The organism is Paracoccus versutus (genome assembly GCF_029909795.1).
In the GTDB taxonomy this organism is placed as follows: domain Bacteria; phylum Pseudomonadota; class Alphaproteobacteria; order Rhodobacterales; family Rhodobacteraceae; genus Paracoccus; species Paracoccus versutus.
This window is the reverse complement of the sequence record NZ_CP038197.1, coordinates 1,526,662-1,543,572: the sequence shown is the minus strand read 5'-3', so window position 1 is coordinate 1,543,572 and position 16,911 is coordinate 1,526,662. Positions and strand designations below refer to the sequence as shown.

Here is a 16,911-nt window from a genome sequence, read left to right as displayed (position 1 = left end):
CGGCGAGTGCCATGGAGTGGGAAGGCGTCGACCAGTTTCTTGCGTTCCTCAATGCTGCACCTGGCAACCTGCGTCGGCTGGCGGGTGCGCACGCTGCTGCATCGGCGCACTACATGCGTGATCAGGCCATGGCCAATATGGGCGGTATGAGGATCGGGCTGGTTACTGGCCGGTCTCGTGCGCTCTACGGCGTGCGCGTCGAGCCGGCTGCCTATGACCCGCGGGCGTCAGGATCGGTCGCAGCCTATGCAGGCTATCTGGCCTGGCCGTCGGACGTGGTTTTCTACCCGCGCTTCCTGAACGACGGCACCAGCCGCATGGCGGCGCGGCCCTATCACGATCTGGCCTTTGACCAGACGAGGCCATTTTTCGAGCAAGGCATGCGCCGGGCGCTGAACCGGGCGATGCAGGGGGCATCATGACCATTGCAAAGGGCTTTGACCTCCAGACAGCGGTCTATCAGTCGCTCGTCGTCGCGTTGCCGGGCGTCCCGGTGTTTGCGCATCAGCCCGAGGCGCCGCCGGAGCGGTTTTGCAGGATCGATGGTTTCACCATAGCGCCGAACGAGGCTTACAAGAACCGTGAGCAGGGCGACCACTCCTTGACAGTCCACCTGATCGACGCTCCCGCCGATGGCACCCTATCGCTGGAATGGGTCCGCCAGGCTTCTGCGCAGGCCCATAATGCACTCAAGGTTCTGGCGCTTGACGATCATAGCACGGTGCTGCGGCTGGCTGCCGCTGGCGCTTCACTCGAATCCCGCACCGACAGCGTGCGCGATGCTCACGCCTTCATCCGCTACATCACCACCATAGGAGAATGACCCCATGTCGCAGGGCAAGGAATTCCTCGTTGCGGTTTCGGCCACCTCGGCCGGGGACAAAACCGAAGTCGAGCTTCAGGGCGATCTGACGATCAACCCCGGCAAGGCGATCCAGCAGCAGGTCTACAAGAACGGAACCGAGTCGTTCCAAAACGACAGCGGTTTCAACATCTCGTTCCAGATGGGCAACAGCGCCCCCCTCGCCACCGGGGAGGCCCTGCTGTGGACGCTGCACGATAGTGGGGACGTTGGCTATTTCGAGATTACCAATGCCAGAACCGGCGGCGTCGAATGGACCTTCGCCGGCCGGGTCGGCATCTCGACCGTGAGCGCGCCTGTCAGCGGCGCCACTACCGTCACCGTGAACGTCGGCGCTGTCGGCACTGTCACCCGCGGCACGGCGACCTAATGATGCGGGAAATCATCAAGATCCGCTTAGGCGCATCGGACTGCCTGATGCGCCCCACCTTTGCCGCATATGGCGACATTGAAACCCGGCTGGGGCCGTTGCGGCCACTCTATACCCAAATCCTGACCGGCTCGGGCACGCTGGCTGCCCTAGCCTGCATCGTCACCGTCGGTATGCGGCAGACCGATCAGGGCGACGGCAGGCAGGTCGATGAACAGAAGGTTGCGAAGATGATCTTCGAGGCCGGCCCCTGGTCTGACGACGTGATCATTCCCATTGGCGAATACCTCGCCGCGCTTGGGTGGACCCCCGAGCAAAAGGGAAAGATCGAGGCCGAGGCCGAGAGGCTGGCGAAGGCAACGCCCTCGGCTTGATGTTCAAGACAGCCACGGCCAAACACGGCCTTGGCTGGACGCCTTCTGAATTCTGGGCGGCGACGCCCCGCGAGCTCTGGGCGGCCATCGAGGCCGCCGAGGAAGAAGCCAAGGCCATCAAGGCCGCGAGGAACCAGGCATGATCCCTTTCAGTGCTGACCGCGCGATGGTGGCGAAATTCGACGCTGCCATTGCCCCCTTCATGTCCAAGGTCGGCACCATGTCCGACGGCGTGAAGCGGTTTCAGATGGTTTCGCAGGTCGGGTTTTCCGATATCGAGGCCCGCGCCAATCGCACCGGCCAGGCGCTGGTCAGCCTGCGATCCATCGCGGCCGGCCTTGGTGCGGCGGTCGGGGCCGGGATCAGCTTCTTCGCATCACGCGCCTTCATCGATCTCGCTGATCAGGCGAAATCGCTGGAAAACCAGATGCGCGGGATCGGTGCGGCGTCTGACGACACCCGCAAGGCGATCTATGCCCTCGCCATCGAGACCCGCACCCCTGTCGAGGACACGGTGGGACTACTGACTCGGATGCAGAAATCCCTTCGGGACCAGCCGTTGGAACAGACGATCCGGCAGGTGGGAACGCTGAACCGCCTGCTGATCACCGGCGGGCTGGACAATGCGGCCCGTGGATCGGTGGCGCTCCAGTTCGGGCAGGCGCTGCAATCCGGCGTGCTGCAAGGCGACGAGCTGCGTTCTCTGCGCGAGGCCGCGCCCTATGAGCTGCTGGATGCGATCGCCAAGGCCGCAGGCGGCACGGTCGAGCAACTGCGCGACCTGGGCGCTCAGGGCAAGCTGACCCGCGCCGTGATGGTGCAGGCTCTCGAAGACCTGGAACGGACCAGTCGCGATAAGCTCGGCGCGTTCAACATGACCGTTGCGGAAGCGTCCGATGCCTTGCGCACCGGCCTACTGGCCGCCGTGGGCGAGTTTGACAGTGGCTTGGGGGCCACGGACGCGCTGGCGGGCGCCATGCAAGGGTTGGCACAGTTCATGCACGAGAATGCCGGCGCAGCCGAGGTTCTTGGGGAAGCGCTGAAAATCGTTGGGCAAACTGCGCTGCTGGCCGCCGGCACGCGGGGGATCATGGTGATCCCCGCCGCTGCCAGTATCGCTACCGCACGCCTCACCGCCCTTGCCGCATCGGGTGTCCGCGCGACAGCCGTATTCCGTGGCCTCATGTCGCTCCTCGGCGGGCCATGGGGTGCGGCGCTGTTCACCGCGGGCGCGGCGGCCATGTATCTGCGCGGGCGCAATGACGACTCGAGCGCGGCCGTGCAGCGGTTGCAGGAGCGGTTTGGGCTCTTGGGGGCAGAAGCCTCTGGCGCGGCGGCCGACGTGGAAGGCGCGGCCGAGCGGATCAGGGCCGCGGTCGCCCGGATGTCCGAGTCGGAGAAGTTCCAGGCTGGGGAGGATGTGAAGGAGACCGCTGGCGAAGCGGCCGACAAGGTGGATGATCTCTCCAGGACGATCACCGCGATGCTGGACAAGTGGGTTCGCGACGAGACGCTAACGGGGCGGGTCTCTGAGGAAAATATCAAGCGTATCGAGAGCCTGGCCGATGGTTTTCGCAAAGGCGAAATGTCGGCGGGGGATCTGAGCGATAGGCTCGCTCAACTCGCGAGGGATAACAGGGAAACCTTTTCTGGCCTCGCCGCGGGAATGATCCCGTTCCTCAAGCAGCTTGACGAAGCCGTGAAGAGTCTCGGCCAGATCAAGGAAATTCAGGATGCGCTGAGCGCCGGTCCCAACGAAGGGCTGCCACCGGGTGCGGCAGCGGCCTATCGCGAATATGGCGCTTCGCGTCGCACGGGCGCCTGGCTCGCGACCTCGGAAGCCACGCAAGCCGCGCGCGACATGATCGCCGCACGGGAAGGATTCCGGACGGATGCCTACCCCGATTACACCGTTCGGAACGGGCAGCGCGTCGTGGATGCCTATCGAGCGGGCTACGGATCCGACACGGGAACCCGCGCCGACGGCTCGGTGTATTCGATCCAGAAGGGCATGAGCATCACTGCCGCAGATGCGGCCCGTGATCTGGACCGGCGCATCCAAAGCTATTTCTCGACCATCATCGGCCAGATCGGGCAGACGGCGTTCGAGGGCTTGTCTGCACCGCAGAAGGGTGCGCTGGCTTCGCTGCTGCACAACTATGGGGAGGGCGAGTTCAAGGCCGGCGGCGACCTGGCAGGCGTCGTGGCGGCGCTGCAATCGGGGAACCAGCAGGCCGTAGCTGACGCCATCGCGGCGCGCGGTGCCGATAATAGCGGCATCAACCGCGGCCGGCGGATCGAGGAAGCCCAGGCGTTCGGTGGCGCATCCGAGTCGCAGGTTGAGGCGCTCGACGCCCTGAAGAAGCACACCGATGCCCGCAAGGACTTCAACGAGTCGCTGGAGGTCTCTGCGGCGCGGCAGCAACTCGACATCTCGCTGATCGGGAAATCCGCCGCCGAGCAGGCCCGCGCGATCACGCGCTTCGACCTGATGAACGATGCCAAGCGGATGGGGATCGATCTGGACGAGAAGGTTGCCGGAAGCACGAAGACTTATCGTGAGCAGATCGAGGATCTGGCCGCGGCCGCCGCCCAAGCCGCTCTGGACCAAGAGAAGCTGGAGGAGTCCACCAAGCGCCTGTTGGAACTTCAGGAGAATGCCGCCGAAGGCAAGGAACTCCTGATCAGCATGTTCACGGATAGCGCCAGCGCGGCCGGTCGGCTGGAGGATGCCTTGAAGCGGGCTGTCGTGCAGCTTCTCCTGTTCAACGAGGGCGCTCTCTCGGTGGGCGGAAACTGGGGCGGCCTGCTGGGCGGATTCGATAAGGGGGCGGGCAAGGTTTTCGGCTGGCTGGGGTCGCTGTTCGCCTCTGGCGGGATCATGACGGGCGCCGGCCCGGTCGATCTTCCGATGCGGGCCTATGCCGCTGGCGGTATCGCCAACAGCCCGCAGATGGCGATTTTCGGCGAGGGCGACATGCCCGAGGCATATGTTCCGCTGCCCGACGGTCGCTCGATTCCGGTCACGATCCGAATGCCCGACCTGGGCGGCATGCAGGCGCTGTTGCGTGAGCGAGCCGAGATCAGCCAGCCGCAGGTTATCTATGTCCCGCAGCCGTATATCGCCGAGGTAGGCCCCGATGATGATGGCCGTCTCACCACGCATGTGCGACGCGAGTCCGCCGGCGTCACGGCCCTGGGGATGCAGCAACAGCGGCGCGCGCTTCCGGGCCAGATTCGGGACATGCAGGCCAGAGGGATCAAATGAACCGCGACATCATTGATGTGCCTCGGCTGTTCATGGAGGGGCGACAGTTCAATTGGCGGATCGACTGGCGCGGCCAGCCACCATCTGAAGGAACCAACGGCTCTGAACAGGTGGTCTACAACCGCTTGCCGCGCTTCGTCGGCAAGCCCACGATCACGCTGCCGTCCCCCATGATCGGCGCCTGGCGCGCAATGGTCGTTCGCGCGAGGGGCCGGGTTGGAGCCTATCGGATGCGGATGATCGACCCGGTTTCGGCTCCAGAGACCCAAGGTGATTGGTTCCAGAATTGGCAGGCATATCAGGCTGGTCTTTACCAAGAGCCGCGCCCCCGCGTCGCGTGTCCATCAGGTGCCGCCGCAGGCGCGACTAGCATCGTGGTCGATGAGACTCTGGCGGCAGAACCTATCCGGGTCGGCGCATGGCTCTCCTACAACGATTGGCCGTTCGCGGTGGTCGGTAGGACCGGCAGCGGCGCGGAGACCACGTTGCAGGTCGACATGCTGCGCAAGGCTATTCCACCCGCTGGCATGATCGATCTTTTTGCGCGCGGCATCTTCCTCGCAAAGAGCGACGAGATGGGCTTCCCCGAATATCGGTTCGGGGAAGGCGGCACCGCGACATTCGACCTCGTGGAATGGGTCAACAGGTCATGAGCATCTTTCCCGCCGGCTTCAACCCGCGCGCCGATGCCGTGGGGCTGATGGACATGGTCTCCATCGAGACCGCCGACGGCGTTTTCCGCTTCCTGCTGGGCGCCGATGGCCGGTTCGTGGACGTGGCCGACCGAGAATGGATCGGCAGCCAGCTGATCGACAGTTCGGAATTGCGGCTCTCGATCCAGGGCGAGGCGCCGGCGGGATCGCTGTCGCTGACCTTCATCCCCGATCCCGATGACGGCGACCTGGTGGCGCAGGTGCGGGCGCTCGGGACCGATTACGTCAGGGGCCGAGAGATCGTCTTCTGGCTCCAACCCATCGGCTCGATGGCCGAGTTCCACGCGCCGGCCCATGCGCCGGTGCGCTGGCTCACCCGGCGGGGCGGTCACATCGAGTTCGACCTGTCGGGCGGGCTGGAGCGCCGGATCACACTGACCTTCGAGGGGCCGTTCACCGGGCGCAATACCGCGCCGGGGCTGCAATACACCGTGGCGGATCACGCGCGGCTCATCGGGGCGCCGAACAGCTCGCTGCGATTCATGCCGACCGACACGTTCCAGGAAGAGAAGCTTTTCGGCTGATGTCACCGCTTTATGCAAAACTGAACCGCTGGCAGAGGGTCACCTACCAGTGGGGCGAGAACGATTGCGTGACGCTCTGCGCGGACTGGATCTTGCGCATGCGCGGCGTCGATCCGGCCGCCGATGTCCGCCTGACCTACGAAAGCGCGGCCGAGTGCCAGCGCGTGACCCGGTTCTTCACCGATCCGGTCGGCGCCGTCGGCCCCTGTCTCGACCGCGCCGGCCTCGCGCGCACCGGCAAGCCCCGCCCCGGCGATGTCGGGGTGATCCTGCTGCTGACCGAACGCGGCGTGGCGCGGCCGCATATGGCGCTCTGCCTCGGCCGCACATGGGCGCTGAAGGACCAGTCCGGCGCCGTCAACGCGGTCGTGCCGCTCAAGATCGCCGCCGCATGGGAGGTTGGCTATGAGGCTCCGTAGCCTGGCGCTGGCCGCGCTGCTTTCCACCACATGCTTCAGCACGCCGGCCGAGGCCGGTCCGGTGATCCCGTTCATCCAGGGCGTCTGGGTCGGCCTGACCACGGGCGCCGCGGCCGGGGCCGGGATCAGCGGCGCTTTCGCGGTTGGCATGAATGCCGGCGCATGGCTGGTCGGCGGGTCGTTCCTGTCGCGCGTCGTGGTGTCCATCGGCATGTCGGCGCTGGCCCAGAGCCTCGCGCCCAAGCCGCAGATGCCATCGCCGCCCGAGATCATGGCGAACTACGCCCAGGACGTGTCCTGGCAGGACCGCGTCTATGGCCGGGTGCGCAAGGGCGGCCCTTATGCGCTGGCGGCCTATTCCAGTGCCTCGATGACGACGCCGCTTGGCTCGGACAACCGGCGCAAGCGGCATTACGGCGTGATCATCGCCGCGCATTCGACGCTGGGGCCGGTGCAGCACTATCTGGACAAATGGCCGGTCGAAACCGATGCCAACGGCTGGGTGCTGACCGATCCGGTGCTGTGGCGCAACCCACCGGCGAAGTCGACGGACTATCACGGCTCGATCCGCACCTATACCGGCCATTCCGACCAGGGGGCCGATCCGGTCTGGCGGGCGACCTTCCCCGAGGTATCGGAATCCGACGATTTCTCCGGCCTGTCCTATGCGGCGCTCTCGGCGGCGCGGCCGTCGATGGAGGAGTTCCAGAACATTTATCCCGGTGGTCGCGAATGGGCCTATGCGCCGGTCTGGGACGGCTGCGACACGGTCTATGATCCGCGCACGGACAGCCGCAGCTGGTCGAACAATGCGGCGCTGGTCATCGCCGATGTCGCGACCTGGTTCGGCAAGGAGGTGGACTGGGACGAGGTGGCGGCCGAGGCGGATATATCCGACCAGCTGGTGACAAACCGGGACGGCGGCACCCAGCGGCGCTGGACCATCAATACGGTGCTGCGCAGCGACATGACCTGGGAGCAGGTGCGGGCGCATCTGATGATGTGCTGCGATGCCTGGTTCTACGAGCGGCCGGACGGGAAGCTCGGCTTCAAGGTCGGGGCCTATTCCGCCCCCACGTTGACCCTGACGGACGAGGATTTCCTTTCGCTGTCGATCCGGCACAAGGCCACGGGCCCGGACGAGGTCGGCAGCTATGCGCTGCGCTATGTCGAGCCCGCCCGCGACTGGAGCGGCGAGGTCAGCGGCGCGGTCGTTCTCAACCCGCTCGGGGATCGGTCGGAAGAGGAATGCAACGGCGTCGACAGCCACAACCAGGCCTGGCGCATCATCTGGCGTTGGGCGAAGGCGGCGCAGCCGGAATGGCAGGTCAGCGGCACACTGAAGGTGATCGGCTACGACTGCATCGGCGAGCGGTTCTTGCGCATCCGGCATGCCGAAGCCGGGATTGACTGCGTGGTCGAGGTGGCGATGCTGAGCCGCAACGCCGGATCGCACACCTTTTCCATCGAAGCCGCCTCGGTCGATCCGGGGGATTTCGATCCCGACGCGTTGGCGCTGGAGCCGCCCAGGACGCTGCGGGCGACGATTTCCGAGGATCGGATCGTGACGGCGCCGGGCTCGCTCTCCGGCTCGGTGATCGAGGGAACGGGCGGCGTGGCCATGATCGAATATGTCTGGCCGGCCCAGCCCGAGGATCTGCGTCAGCAGCTGCGGTTCCGCTCGCCCGGCGCCGGCATCGCCGACTGGCAGATGATCGATGTCGGCGCCGGGCAATCGACGCAGGTGCTGTCCGCCCTGGTCGACGGGCAGGATTACGAGGCGCAGATCCGCAACCGCACGGGCGGCAACCGGGTCAGCGCATGGGTGCCCGAGGCGCCGCTGGTCCTGCGCGCCGTGGCCAACAGCGTGCCGCCGGCGGCGATGCAGCATTTCACCGGGGCGGCGGCGGGCTCATCCGTTGGCCTGGCCTTCATCCCGCCGAACGACCCGGTCTATGCCGCCGCGCGGATCTGGCGCGCGACGAACAGCACGTCGTTTGACGACGCGGTGCATGTCGGCACCGAATACGGCGCGCCGAACCTGGCCGACGAATGGAGCGATCCGGCGCCAGGCGTCGGCGATCACAGCTACTGGATCGAGCCGCTGAACGGCTCGGGCATTGCCGGCCCGCGCAGCGGCCCGGTCACGATCACCATCATCTGAAGAGGGCAGACATGGCGACACAGATCGCTGGCCCCGTCCGGTTGCCGGACGGGACGATCCCGGCGCATGGCCGGGTGATCTTTCGGCCGAAGAACGGCGGGATCGTCGGCGCGACCACGATTTCCGGCGGCCCGGTGGTGGCGCCGATCAGCGGCGCCGGCATGATCGATGTCGAGCTGGTCGGGCGCGCCGGCGGCGTGCCCTACACCGTGACGGTCGAGCATTGGTCGGAGGCCGAAAACCGGCTGGTGACCACCATGCTGCCCGATGTGGTTCCGACCGGCGCGGCGGGACCGTTCACGCTGATGGACCTGGTCGCGGTCGAGATCCCGCGGGATGCCAGATCGGAGGCGACCTGGAAACGGGGCGACACGATCAACATCGGCGGCCAGTGGATCGATGAATTCGGCCGGCCGGTGGACCTGACCGGCATGACGGTCTCGGCCGCCATGCGCGGCCCGGATGGCATCACGCGGCCGCTCACCGTCCATGTCAGCGATGCGGTCAAGGGCATGCTGGAAATCTCGATGTCCGCCGGCCTCAGCGCGCAGCTGCCGCTCGGAGCGCATTGGGTTGACGTGAAAGTAACCAGCGGCGTCCGCATCAGCAGAACGCAATCCGGCACCATTCATATCGTCAGGGAGGTGACGCCGTGAGCATCCTCGACAAGTCCAGGCTGCTGCTGTTCGTCGGCGGCACAGTTCCTACCACGGGCGTTTCGGCCGCTGACCTTTCCGCTGAAATGATCGCTCGCCGCAACGCCGACAATCAGGGCGATGTCCTCGCGCTCCAAACCGACACGGAAGCGTCCACCGGCCAGTTGATCATGGCGAGCATCCCTGCAGCGCAGACGCACATCTCGCTCTCGGCAGGCCAGATGCTGCGGTTCCGCTGCCCGTTTGCGAACACCGGGCCCGATCCGATCATCAGCATCGGCGGTATGGAGTTTACGATCCGCGCTCGCAATGGAGGCACACTTGCGGCGAACGATCTCTCCGAAGGTCAGCGTTTTCTAGGCTATATTTTCTGGAACGCTCCTGACAGGAAGGAAGTCCGACTGTCGGAATCCGTGCGCTTTGGGGACATCAGCGGTCTGCCAGCGGCCCTCTCCAATACCGGGAAAACCTTCACTTCGCGCACTGCCGCCGTAAACTTCGGCCAGGCCAACCTGCCCGGTTCGCTCAATCTCATCACGACGATTGAGGGCGAGTATCTTGCGGTGCGCAGTTTCAGTAACGCCGCCGACGATCCTCTGTTCGAGACGCAACCTAGTTGGGGCGTGGCGTTGAGATTGCCGCGCCGAGAATTGCTGGACAATGAGGTTTCCGCCCGTTCCTCCATGATCCGCCCTGTGGCAGACATGAGCGGATATATTCTGGCCTCGGTGGACCGAAACGGCAACTACGTGATGCCGGGCTGGGCGCAGGAGAGCGATGGCGGTTGGCCTTCCTGGATCTACGACGAGATCTGGACCAGGGTCGAACCCATGCTCCCCGAGCTTCCGCCGAGCGGCGTGATCCGTGAAGTCGGCGGCGAGTATATTTTCAGCCAGCATGACGCGAACGGCAACTTCATCATGCCGGGCTGGGCGCAGGAAAGCGACGGTGGCTGGCCCGCCTGGATCTATGACGAGATCTGGGCCGATACCAGCAGCCGCATGCCTGATCTGCCGCCGAGCGGCGTGATCCGCGAAGTCCAAGGATCGGGGCTGATTTTCAGCCAGCACGACAGGGACGGCAACTATGTGATGCCGGGCTGGGCACAAGAGAGCGATGGCGGCTGGCCGGCTTGGGTCTATGACGAAATCTGGGACAATCTCAGCGATCGCATTTCCGATCCGGGCTCGGCCTCTCAAGAGCTCGACTCGCCGTTCTACGACCGATCCGCCGAAGTGACCTTCGCACGGGCCAGGTCCGATCTGACCAAAATCGCCGTCATCGGATCCTCCACGCCCTGGGAAATGCGGACGGAAATCGCCGGTGCGTTCGACGGTCTTGTGCCGGCTTACGGCGGGGTCGAGGTCGAAGAGGTGACGAACGACTGCAAAAGCGGAGAGCGTTCGATGCACACGGCCGCGCGCCTGGGTGCTATCCCGGCGCTCATCACGGTCACAGGCGGTTCCGTCCCGGCCTCCGGCTCGGTCCTGGTCACGACGACCAACATGACCGGCAACAACCAGTTGAAAGCCTATGACGGCTGGCTGGGGAATGTTCGCGGCACCCTGGCATGGTCGGCCGCGGACGGATCATTGCAATTTACGCGGACAGAGTCGGGAAGCGTTGTCGCGATGAGCCCGAACACGCCGTTCATTCCCATTCTCGGCCCGACCCTGCGGGACCGCTTCTTTGTCATCCATACCGGCTGGAACGACGCGCCGGGCGGATCGACCTGGGAGCATATCTTTGAGCGGCGCGAAGCCATCGTGAACTATCTCGATGCTCGGGATCTTCGCTTTTCGATCTGGACGGACATGTGCGATATGGATTGGGCCCCCGAAAACCCGAACCGAGCAAAGTTCGCCAGTGGCAATGCTGCCATGATCGCCAAATGGGGGCCGTTGGTCTGGGATATGAACGCCTATTTCCTCGGGGCGCAGGTGTGGACCGATGCCGCGGCAATCCCGTCCGATATTCTGAACGGCCTCGCCCCCGGCTTCGCTGGCCCGACCACGGAAGATCTGGCGCAACAGGCCGCGGGCAACCGTTGCCCGTCGCTGTCGCGCGACGCGGGCCACTTCAACGCGCTCGGGCGCTATCTCGCGGCGCAGGAATTTCGCCGCCATCTGATCAACAACAACCTCTATCGCACGGAGAGCTAAGCCGATGCCCGATACCGTCGCATTTTTCGGCCAGAAGGCGATCACTGGCCCGATCCCGCTGACGCGGCCCAACATCTACGACAAGGATGCGCTGATCATCCTCGATCCTGGCCGGTTGACTGGCGCGTCACCTGGGGTTCGCCCGGCTGTCATGGCCCGAGGCAGGGCACCCTACGCAGCCAGGAACTTCGACCAGGTGATCAACGACAGCCTGCGCCCCGAATTCGTTTGGAACGGCGGGCCGGATAACCTGGGCGTCCTGGATTTCAGCGGGGACCGTTCGCTGACAACGGAAGGCCGAGTCAACATCAACACCGGGCAATGCACGATCATCCTCACCATCCGCATCCGTGCCTATGGCCCGACCTCATCCAACCTTCGGATTTTGGAACCGGGCGACACGCCGGGCGGATCGCCCGCCATTCGACCCGTTGCTGATGCCGATGGGGTGACGAACCCGCGTGTCGCGGTTTTCGCTTCGGGGGCGACTGGCGTTTACGTTCCGACCGGCAACCCCGATGCGTGGAAAGTCATCGGCGCCTCCATCAGTTCGGTCGGCCCCAGCTACGTCTACAAGACGGGTGACACACTGCATACCCGCGCTGCCGCATACCCCGAGGTGACTGAAATTCGCCACCCGATCTTCGGCTGCGACATTCTCGGTCGAGGGCTCTCGGCTGGCGGGGCGGGTAACTTCCTGCTGCGCGAAGCCCGGTTCTACGACAGGGCAATGGGGGTTGATGAGTTGACGGAGGATTGCCAGCGGCTGGAAACGCTGTTCGGCATTACCTGAAAACCGAAGGCATTCCCCCAGCATCTCAACAGCCCCGCCCAGGCGGGGCTTCTTCTTTGGCAAGCGGAGAGACGATGGATACCCCGCCTGAACCCGGCCTGATCGAGGCCATGCAGAAACTGATCGGCGGGGCAGGGACGGCCATGGTTGCTGCCGTCGTGGGCCGTCTGATGTGGCATGCCGGTGAGGTCAGGGCCCGCCGCCGCCCGGCCTTCGGGCTGTTCATGATCTGGGAGCTTCCGATGGCCATCGGGATGGCGCTGATCGGTGACGGCGCCGGCGAATACCTGGAACTGACTGACCCGCAGACCGTGGCGCTGATCGCGGTGCTGTCCTACCTCGGCCCCCGAGGTATCTGCGCGGCGCTGGAGCGCTGGTGGGTCAATCGGAAGGCACCGTAACGCCCAGCTCGGCTGCGCGTCTCTCCAGCACGGCAATCGCGGCCTTCCAAGCTCCAGGACTTTTGTCCCGTTTCCCTTTCTGCCGTCGATCGGCACATCCTCATGAGGTAAAAAATGGCAAACAGGTTCAGCACCTTCTTGCACGGGGCCAATGCGCCAGCGCTCGGCTCCCATGTCGTGACCCCCAGCGATGACGCGGATCTCCCCGAGGCCATCCGCGCCGTGACCCTCGGTACGGCCGGCACATTGGCTTGGCGCGGCACTGATGGCGAGAGCTATGTGACCGCCACGCTGCCGCCTGGAACCTATGCGCTTGGCGCGGATCGCATTCTGGCCACCGGGACAACGGCCGCCGACATCACGGGTTGGGTTTGATGCGGATCGGATTGGGCATCGGCATAGGGTTCTCGCAAGGCGTTGCCGCGTCGGCGGGTGGCCCACGACATCCTCGACGCGCCACCAGCCCCAGCGCCACCATCCTGTTCGCCGGGCACAGCTTTGTGCAGACCGCCTATGGTGCGCCTGCGGGGGAGGAAGCATGGCCCTTTGGCGGTGTGCTGGATACCGACTGGCCCGGCACGGCGCTGTCCGACTACGTCAGCTATGGCTCGCTGCAGGATGTCCGGGCGCTGAACGGCCACCTGCGCAACTCGGCCTATGACGCGGTGATCGTTTCCGAATTCACCGATCCGACCGGCCCCGGCTTTCCGGCCTTCGACAGCACAGAAGGCAGGAACACCCTCCAGCAGGCATACTGGGACGCGCTGGACGCTTCCGCCCGTGGTGCCGAGTTGATCATCCAGGACATCTGGCCGCCGCAGGGTCGCGATGATCTCCATGCCAATGCCACGGGCTTCTCACAGGGCTTGCGGCAATGGCTGGAGCTGCACACTGGGCAGCGGGTATGGATCATCCCCGCCTTCCCGTTTGTGGCGGCGATGCGTGCCGAATACGGCGACGCGATCTATTCGGACGGGCTGCACCTGGCGCGGCCGGACAGCCCCTATCCGCGCGGAATGTCCTATCTGGTCTACAGCTTCCTGACCCAGGAGCGTTGCCCGTTCGTGCGTGCGGGCGACGAGACCGTCGACCAGATGGCTTGGGACACGCTTCTTGCCCATGAGTGCGCCGGCATGGGCGGGGCGGTCGAATACAGTTCCTCGCTGGTCGGAGATCCGTTGCCCGAACCGGAGCCGCTTCCAGGCTGATCACCGGATCGAGTCCTTTGGGAACCCCGCTCAGTTCGCGAAGGCGTCGATCAGGTTCAGCACTGCGAGGATCTTCCGGGTGCTGCTGTCGACGCGGTAAATCCGGCCATCGTCCCGGTAGTACTTCCACCCTCGGCGCTGCTCCAGGCCGTACCGGTCCAGATCGCGGATCAACAGGTAATCGCCGATGCGTAGCGTATCGCCGACGCGGGTGCCGTAACGTTTGCCGACCTGACCGGGCGGAATGCAGGGCGGGTTCTTCTTGGCGAGGCCGGGCGGGCAATCGGTCACATAGCGGACCGGCGCGCGGTGGCTGTCCCTGTGGCCGCGGTCGTCGTGATGACGCGCGGGCCCGCCTTTGCCATGCCCCCGTCCAGGATCGGCGACGGCCGGGGCCGAACCAAAGGTGGCAACGGTCAAGGCGGTCAGCAGCATCGGTGCCAGTTTCATCGTTCGTGCTCCGTAGAATTCACAGAGCAATATAGCTTTGGCCCCAGCGGCAGTTGCATCACAAAAACATGCGCTGGCGGAAAGCTGCCAGCGAGAACATCCGGGAACAGACCCAGATCGTTCCCGAACCGGTCAGTTCAGAACCGGGACCATTTCGCGAATGAACGTGGAACATCCCACCCATCGCCTTGCCTCGCGCGGGGCTTTTTCATTGGAGAAACGCATGATCCCAGCAGGGTTCAAGGGCCGCGCCACGCGGCTCACCGATATCGACGTGGCGCGCACGGCGCGGCTGATCGGCGCTGGCGAGGATGAAATCCGCGCCGTGATCGAGGTCGAGACCTCCGGCGGCGGCTTCGACGGCCAGGGCCGGTCGAAGATGCTCTTCGAGCCGCATGTGTTCTGGCGCGAGCTGGGGCCGGGGCAGAAGCGCGCCACGGCCGAGGCTTCGGGCCTGGCCTATCAGCGGTGGGGCAGCGCGCCCTATCCCAAGGACAGCTACCCGCGCCTGGCGCTGGCCATGAAGGTCGACACCAATGCGGCGCTGCGCTCGGCCAGCTGGGGCCTGGGCCAGATCCTCGGCGGCAATCACAAGGCTGCGGGCTTTGCGACGCCCGGCGACATGGTCGAGGCATTCTGCCACAGCGAGGTCGCCCAACTAGAGGCGATGATCAGCTTCATCATCTCCGAGGGCCTGGACGATGAACTGCGCCGGCATGATTGGTCGGCATTCGCCCGCGGCTACAACGGCCCAGGATACGCGACCCATGGCTATCACACCAAGCTCGCCGCAGCGTTCAAGAAATGGCAGGGGATCCCCGACACGCTCGCGCCGGCCTATCCGAAGATCGGCCTGGGCAGCCGCGGCGATGCCGTGCGCCACGCCCAGCAGCGCCTGACCACGCTCGGCTTCGATCCTCGCGGGGTGGACGGGATCTTCGGCGCCAACACCCGCACCTCCACCATCGCTTTCCAGAAATCCGCCGGCCTCAAGCAGGACGGCATCATCGGGCCCAAGACCTGGCCCGCCCTTCTCAAGGAGAACTGATCCATGAATTCCGTATTCGTCCGCATGGCGATCTATGTCCTGTCGCCGCTGCTCACCATGCTGGCCGGCCTGCTGGGCGGCTGGGGCGTCAGCTATGACGCCGCCTCGCATATGCTGACCATCAACGTCGAGGCGGTGATCGCCGCCGCGGTCGCGGCCGCAGGCCTCTCCGGCGCGATCTTCGCCAGATGGGGGGTGAGGTAGTGCACGGGCCTTATGAGGCCGCGCTGGCCGCGTCCCTGGTCACCGGCCTAGCGGTCGGCGCCGCCTTCGCGGCGGCGGCGGTGATCACGGCGCAGGCGATGGGGGTGCCGCGCTATGCTTTGTAAATCGCGGATAGCTCACGACGTTCGCGTGTCGTGACGAAGATCGGCGGGAATCTGCCGGTGTGCCTGTCAGGATTCGGCATCCATCTGTCCCCATGCTAGCCTCCCCACATCAGTCAGGTGGAGGGTGAAGAGATGGGGCAAAAATTCGTTCCAGAGCTACATGACCCGGAATACCGGAAGACTGAGGGACAGAAGTTCGAGAAGCTGACGGACGACGAAGCTGAGAGCATATTTGATGCCATGGTGGCGAAGCTCGACGCTGAAGAGCGGTCTGATCAGCGCCACAGCTGACCTGCGCTCCGCTTCGGTTCGCCGGGGCGGGGCCTTTTTGCATGGTGGCGGCGCTGCCAACCGCGCCGGGAGCGGTCCATCATCACCATGCCTTGCCCGTGCGTCGTTTCTGGAACTGCCCATGCATTAGGACGTTACCGTGCCGTACCGCGCCAAGCGGTGAGTTTTGTGGAGGAACTGTCTGATGAAAACGCTGCAGGACGCGTTCGAGCATACTTTGCAGGATATCTACTGGGCAGAAAACGCCCTTTCCAAGTCCCTGCCGAAGGTTTCTAAATCCGTAAACAACGCTGAGCTAAAGACGGCAATTGACGGCCATCTCAAGGAAACCAAAGGGCACATTAAGACCCTGGAGGCGGTCTTCAAGTCAATCGGGCAGGAAGCCAAAGGCGAAAAATGCGACGCCATGGACGGCTTGCTGAAGGAGACCGATGGCCTGATTGAAGAGGCTTCGGGCCATGCTTTGGATGTGGCGCTGATCGGAGCAGCCCAAGCGGTCGAACACTACGAGATCGCGCGTTACGGCACGTTGCGCGAATGGGCCAAGGTTCTGGGTCATGACGAGGCGCACACGTTGCTTACATCCATCCTGGACGAGGAAAAAGCTGCGAACGCAAAACTGACTGCGCTTGCGGTAACCGCCGTGAATGAGGCCAAGCAACCCTCCAAGAAATAACCGTTGCTCTTCCTTGCGACTTAGGTTGTTGAAGCCTGCAAGCTAACGGATACGGCACAACAGTTCACCGTCTCGCCTCGGCTCGAACGAGGCGGGACGGATCCCGGCCGCAGCGTGATCACCGGGCATCTGGACTCCATAGTTCACTTTATGTTCTCGTGGCGGCGGAAGGGAATCGCCATGACAGAACTGCTATTCGAGCC

General features: G+C 64.8%; 22 protein-coding genes. 21 read left to right on the top strand and 1 reads right to left on the bottom strand.

The annotated features are described in order from the left end of the window. The first annotated feature begins 11 nt into the window (after positions 1-11). The 16 genes from E3U25_RS18900 to E3U25_RS18825 all read left to right on the top strand — a co-directional run bounded on the left by E3U25_RS18900 (position 12) and on the right by E3U25_RS18825 (position 13,914). A complete protein-coding gene (locus E3U25_RS18900; RefSeq protein WP_116221885.1) occupies positions 12-422 on the top strand; it encodes a hypothetical protein in 411 nt (136 codons plus the stop codon). Further along, the gene (locus tag E3U25_RS18895; protein ID WP_116221886.1) at positions 419-823 is read left to right on the top strand and encodes a hypothetical protein; all 405 of its coding nucleotides are present in this window, start codon (positions 419-421) and stop codon (positions 821-823) included. Before E3U25_RS18900 ends, E3U25_RS18895 begins: the two co-directional genes overlap by 4 nt. Before the next feature lie 4 nt (positions 824-827). Next, entirely contained in the window at positions 828-1,232 is a 405-nt protein-coding gene (locus tag E3U25_RS18890; RefSeq protein WP_116221887.1) for a hypothetical protein, read from the top strand. A gap of 2 nt (positions 1,233-1,234) precedes the next feature. Next, entirely contained in the window at positions 1,235-1,606 is a 372-nt protein-coding gene (locus E3U25_RS18885; RefSeq protein WP_166435522.1) for a hypothetical protein, read from the top strand. After that, positions 1,606-1,749 (top strand): phage tail assembly chaperone, encoded by a 144-nt coding sequence (locus tag E3U25_RS18880; RefSeq protein ID WP_083539171.1) that lies wholly within the window; start codon positions 1,606-1,608, stop codon positions 1,747-1,749. Before E3U25_RS18885 ends, E3U25_RS18880 begins: the two co-directional genes overlap by 1 nt. Then, positions 1,746-4,874: a tape measure protein gene (locus E3U25_RS18875; protein WP_116221889.1), complete on the top strand. Its 3,129-nt coding sequence runs from the start codon at positions 1,746-1,748 to the stop codon at positions 4,872-4,874. The genes E3U25_RS18880 and E3U25_RS18875 overlap by 4 nt, the downstream gene beginning before the upstream one ends. Further along, positions 4,871-5,527, top strand: coding sequence for a hypothetical protein (locus E3U25_RS18870; protein WP_116221890.1), 657 nt, complete (start codon positions 4,871-4,873; stop codon positions 5,525-5,527). Before E3U25_RS18875 ends, E3U25_RS18870 begins: the two co-directional genes overlap by 4 nt. Beyond that, entirely contained in the window at positions 5,524-6,111 is a 588-nt protein-coding gene (locus E3U25_RS18865; RefSeq protein ID WP_116221891.1) for a hypothetical protein, read from the top strand. The genes E3U25_RS18870 and E3U25_RS18865 overlap by 4 nt, the downstream gene beginning before the upstream one ends. Next, positions 6,111-6,530 carry a DUF6950 family protein gene (locus tag E3U25_RS18860; protein WP_116221892.1) on the top strand — a complete coding sequence of 140 codons (420 nt, stop codon included), beginning with the start codon at positions 6,111-6,113 and terminating at the stop codon, positions 6,528-6,530. Before E3U25_RS18865 ends, E3U25_RS18860 begins: the two co-directional genes overlap by 1 nt. Next, a complete protein-coding gene (locus E3U25_RS18855; RefSeq protein WP_208861599.1) occupies positions 6,517-8,694 on the top strand; it encodes a phage tail protein in 2,178 nt (725 codons plus the stop codon). Before E3U25_RS18860 ends, E3U25_RS18855 begins: the two co-directional genes overlap by 14 nt. An 11-nt stretch (positions 8,695-8,705) precedes the next feature. Beyond that, positions 8,706-9,350, top strand: coding sequence for a hypothetical protein (locus tag E3U25_RS18850; protein ID WP_116220823.1), 645 nt, complete (start codon positions 8,706-8,708; stop codon positions 9,348-9,350). Then, the gene (locus tag E3U25_RS18845; protein WP_147304507.1) at positions 9,347-11,512 is read left to right on the top strand and encodes a hypothetical protein; all 2,166 of its coding nucleotides are present in this window, start codon (positions 9,347-9,349) and stop codon (positions 11,510-11,512) included. The genes E3U25_RS18850 and E3U25_RS18845 overlap by 4 nt, the downstream gene beginning before the upstream one ends. 4 nt (positions 11,513-11,516) lie before the next feature. After that, positions 11,517-12,305: a hypothetical protein gene (locus E3U25_RS18840; RefSeq protein ID WP_116221894.1), complete on the top strand. Its 789-nt coding sequence runs from the start codon at positions 11,517-11,519 to the stop codon at positions 12,303-12,305. Positions 12,306-12,379: 74 nt separating this feature from the next. Then, on the top strand, positions 12,380-12,706 hold the full coding sequence (locus E3U25_RS18835) for a phage holin family protein (protein ID WP_116221895.1): 327 nt from the start codon (positions 12,380-12,382) through the stop codon (positions 12,704-12,706). 114 nt (positions 12,707-12,820) lie between these two features. After that, positions 12,821-13,081 carry a spike base protein, RCAP_Rcc01079 family gene (locus tag E3U25_RS18830; protein ID WP_116221896.1) on the top strand — a complete coding sequence of 87 codons (261 nt, stop codon included), beginning with the start codon at positions 12,821-12,823 and terminating at the stop codon, positions 13,079-13,081. Further along, entirely contained in the window at positions 13,081-13,914 is an 834-nt protein-coding gene (locus E3U25_RS18825) for a hypothetical protein (protein WP_147304508.1), read from the top strand. Before E3U25_RS18830 ends, E3U25_RS18825 begins: the two co-directional genes overlap by 1 nt. Before the next feature lie 30 nt (positions 13,915-13,944). Here the strand turns inward: E3U25_RS18825 and E3U25_RS18820 are convergent, their stop codons facing one another. Beyond that, complete coding sequence (locus E3U25_RS18820; RefSeq protein ID WP_072463826.1) at positions 13,945-14,364, bottom strand: hypothetical protein; 420 nt, start codon at positions 14,362-14,364, stop codon at positions 13,945-13,947. 223 nt (positions 14,365-14,587) lie between these two features. Between E3U25_RS18820 and E3U25_RS18815 the strand changes: the two genes are divergently transcribed. From E3U25_RS18815 to E3U25_RS18795, 5 genes are all read left to right on the top strand, one after another. Continuing rightward, positions 14,588-15,412 (top strand): N-acetylmuramidase domain-containing protein, encoded by an 825-nt coding sequence (locus E3U25_RS18815; protein ID WP_116222417.1) that lies wholly within the window; start codon positions 14,588-14,590, stop codon positions 15,410-15,412. 3 nt (positions 15,413-15,415) lie between these two features. Beyond that, positions 15,416-15,616, top strand: a complete 201-nt coding sequence (locus tag E3U25_RS18810; RefSeq protein ID WP_116221898.1) for a hypothetical protein — start codon at positions 15,416-15,418, stop codon at positions 15,614-15,616. Next, a complete protein-coding gene (locus tag E3U25_RS18805) occupies positions 15,616-15,741 on the top strand; it encodes a hypothetical protein (protein ID WP_276330417.1) in 126 nt (41 codons plus the stop codon). Before E3U25_RS18810 ends, E3U25_RS18805 begins: the two co-directional genes overlap by 1 nt. Before the next feature lie 132 nt (positions 15,742-15,873). Continuing rightward, the gene (locus E3U25_RS18800; RefSeq protein ID WP_166435523.1) at positions 15,874-16,032 is read left to right on the top strand and encodes a hypothetical protein; all 159 of its coding nucleotides are present in this window, start codon (positions 15,874-15,876) and stop codon (positions 16,030-16,032) included. Positions 16,033-16,216: 184 nt separating this feature from the next. After that, a complete protein-coding gene (locus E3U25_RS18795; protein ID WP_072463829.1) occupies positions 16,217-16,708 on the top strand; it encodes a YciE/YciF ferroxidase family protein in 492 nt (163 codons plus the stop codon). Positions 16,709-16,911 lie beyond the last annotated feature (203 nt).

Bases quoted from the DNA above. Each gene is read 5' to 3' on its own strand.
- E3U25_RS18900 (WP_116221885.1), top strand. From the start codon at position 12: ATGGAGTGGGAAGGCGTCGACCAGTTTCTTGCGTTCCTCAATGCTGCA.
- E3U25_RS18895 (WP_116221886.1), top strand. From the start codon at position 419: ATGACCATTGCAAAGGGCTTTGACCTCCAGACAGCGGTCTATCAGTCG.
- E3U25_RS18890 (WP_116221887.1), top strand. From the start codon at position 828: ATGTCGCAGGGCAAGGAATTCCTCGTTGCGGTTTCGGCCACCTCGGCC.
- E3U25_RS18885 (WP_166435522.1), top strand. From the start codon at position 1,235: ATGCGGGAAATCATCAAGATCCGCTTAGGCGCATCGGACTGCCTGATG.
- E3U25_RS18880 (WP_083539171.1), top strand. From the start codon at position 1,606: ATGTTCAAGACAGCCACGGCCAAACACGGCCTTGGCTGGACGCCTTCT.
- E3U25_RS18875 (WP_116221889.1), top strand. From the start codon at position 1,746: ATGATCCCTTTCAGTGCTGACCGCGCGATGGTGGCGAAATTCGACGCT.
- E3U25_RS18870 (WP_116221890.1), top strand. From the start codon at position 4,871: ATGAACCGCGACATCATTGATGTGCCTCGGCTGTTCATGGAGGGGCGA.
- E3U25_RS18865 (WP_116221891.1), top strand. From the start codon at position 5,524: ATGAGCATCTTTCCCGCCGGCTTCAACCCGCGCGCCGATGCCGTGGGG.
- E3U25_RS18860 (WP_116221892.1), top strand. From the start codon at position 6,111: ATGTCACCGCTTTATGCAAAACTGAACCGCTGGCAGAGGGTCACCTAC.
- E3U25_RS18855 (WP_208861599.1), top strand. From the start codon at position 6,517: ATGAGGCTCCGTAGCCTGGCGCTGGCCGCGCTGCTTTCCACCACATGC.
- E3U25_RS18850 (WP_116220823.1), top strand. From the start codon at position 8,706: ATGGCGACACAGATCGCTGGCCCCGTCCGGTTGCCGGACGGGACGATC.
- E3U25_RS18840 (WP_116221894.1), top strand. From the start codon at position 11,517: ATGCCCGATACCGTCGCATTTTTCGGCCAGAAGGCGATCACTGGCCCG.
- E3U25_RS18835 (WP_116221895.1), top strand. From the start codon at position 12,380: ATGGATACCCCGCCTGAACCCGGCCTGATCGAGGCCATGCAGAAACTG.
- E3U25_RS18830 (WP_116221896.1), top strand. From the start codon at position 12,821: ATGGCAAACAGGTTCAGCACCTTCTTGCACGGGGCCAATGCGCCAGCG.
- E3U25_RS18825 (WP_147304508.1), top strand. From the start codon at position 13,081: ATGCGGATCGGATTGGGCATCGGCATAGGGTTCTCGCAAGGCGTTGCC.
- E3U25_RS18820 (WP_072463826.1), bottom strand. From the start codon at position 14,364: ATGAAACTGGCACCGATGCTGCTGACCGCCTTGACCGTTGCCACCTTT.
- E3U25_RS18815 (WP_116222417.1), top strand. From the start codon at position 14,588: ATGATCCCAGCAGGGTTCAAGGGCCGCGCCACGCGGCTCACCGATATC.
- E3U25_RS18810 (WP_116221898.1), top strand. From the start codon at position 15,416: ATGAATTCCGTATTCGTCCGCATGGCGATCTATGTCCTGTCGCCGCTG.
- E3U25_RS18800 (WP_166435523.1), top strand. From the start codon at position 15,874: ATGGGGCAAAAATTCGTTCCAGAGCTACATGACCCGGAATACCGGAAG.
- E3U25_RS18795 (WP_072463829.1), top strand. From the start codon at position 16,217: ATGAAAACGCTGCAGGACGCGTTCGAGCATACTTTGCAGGATATCTAC.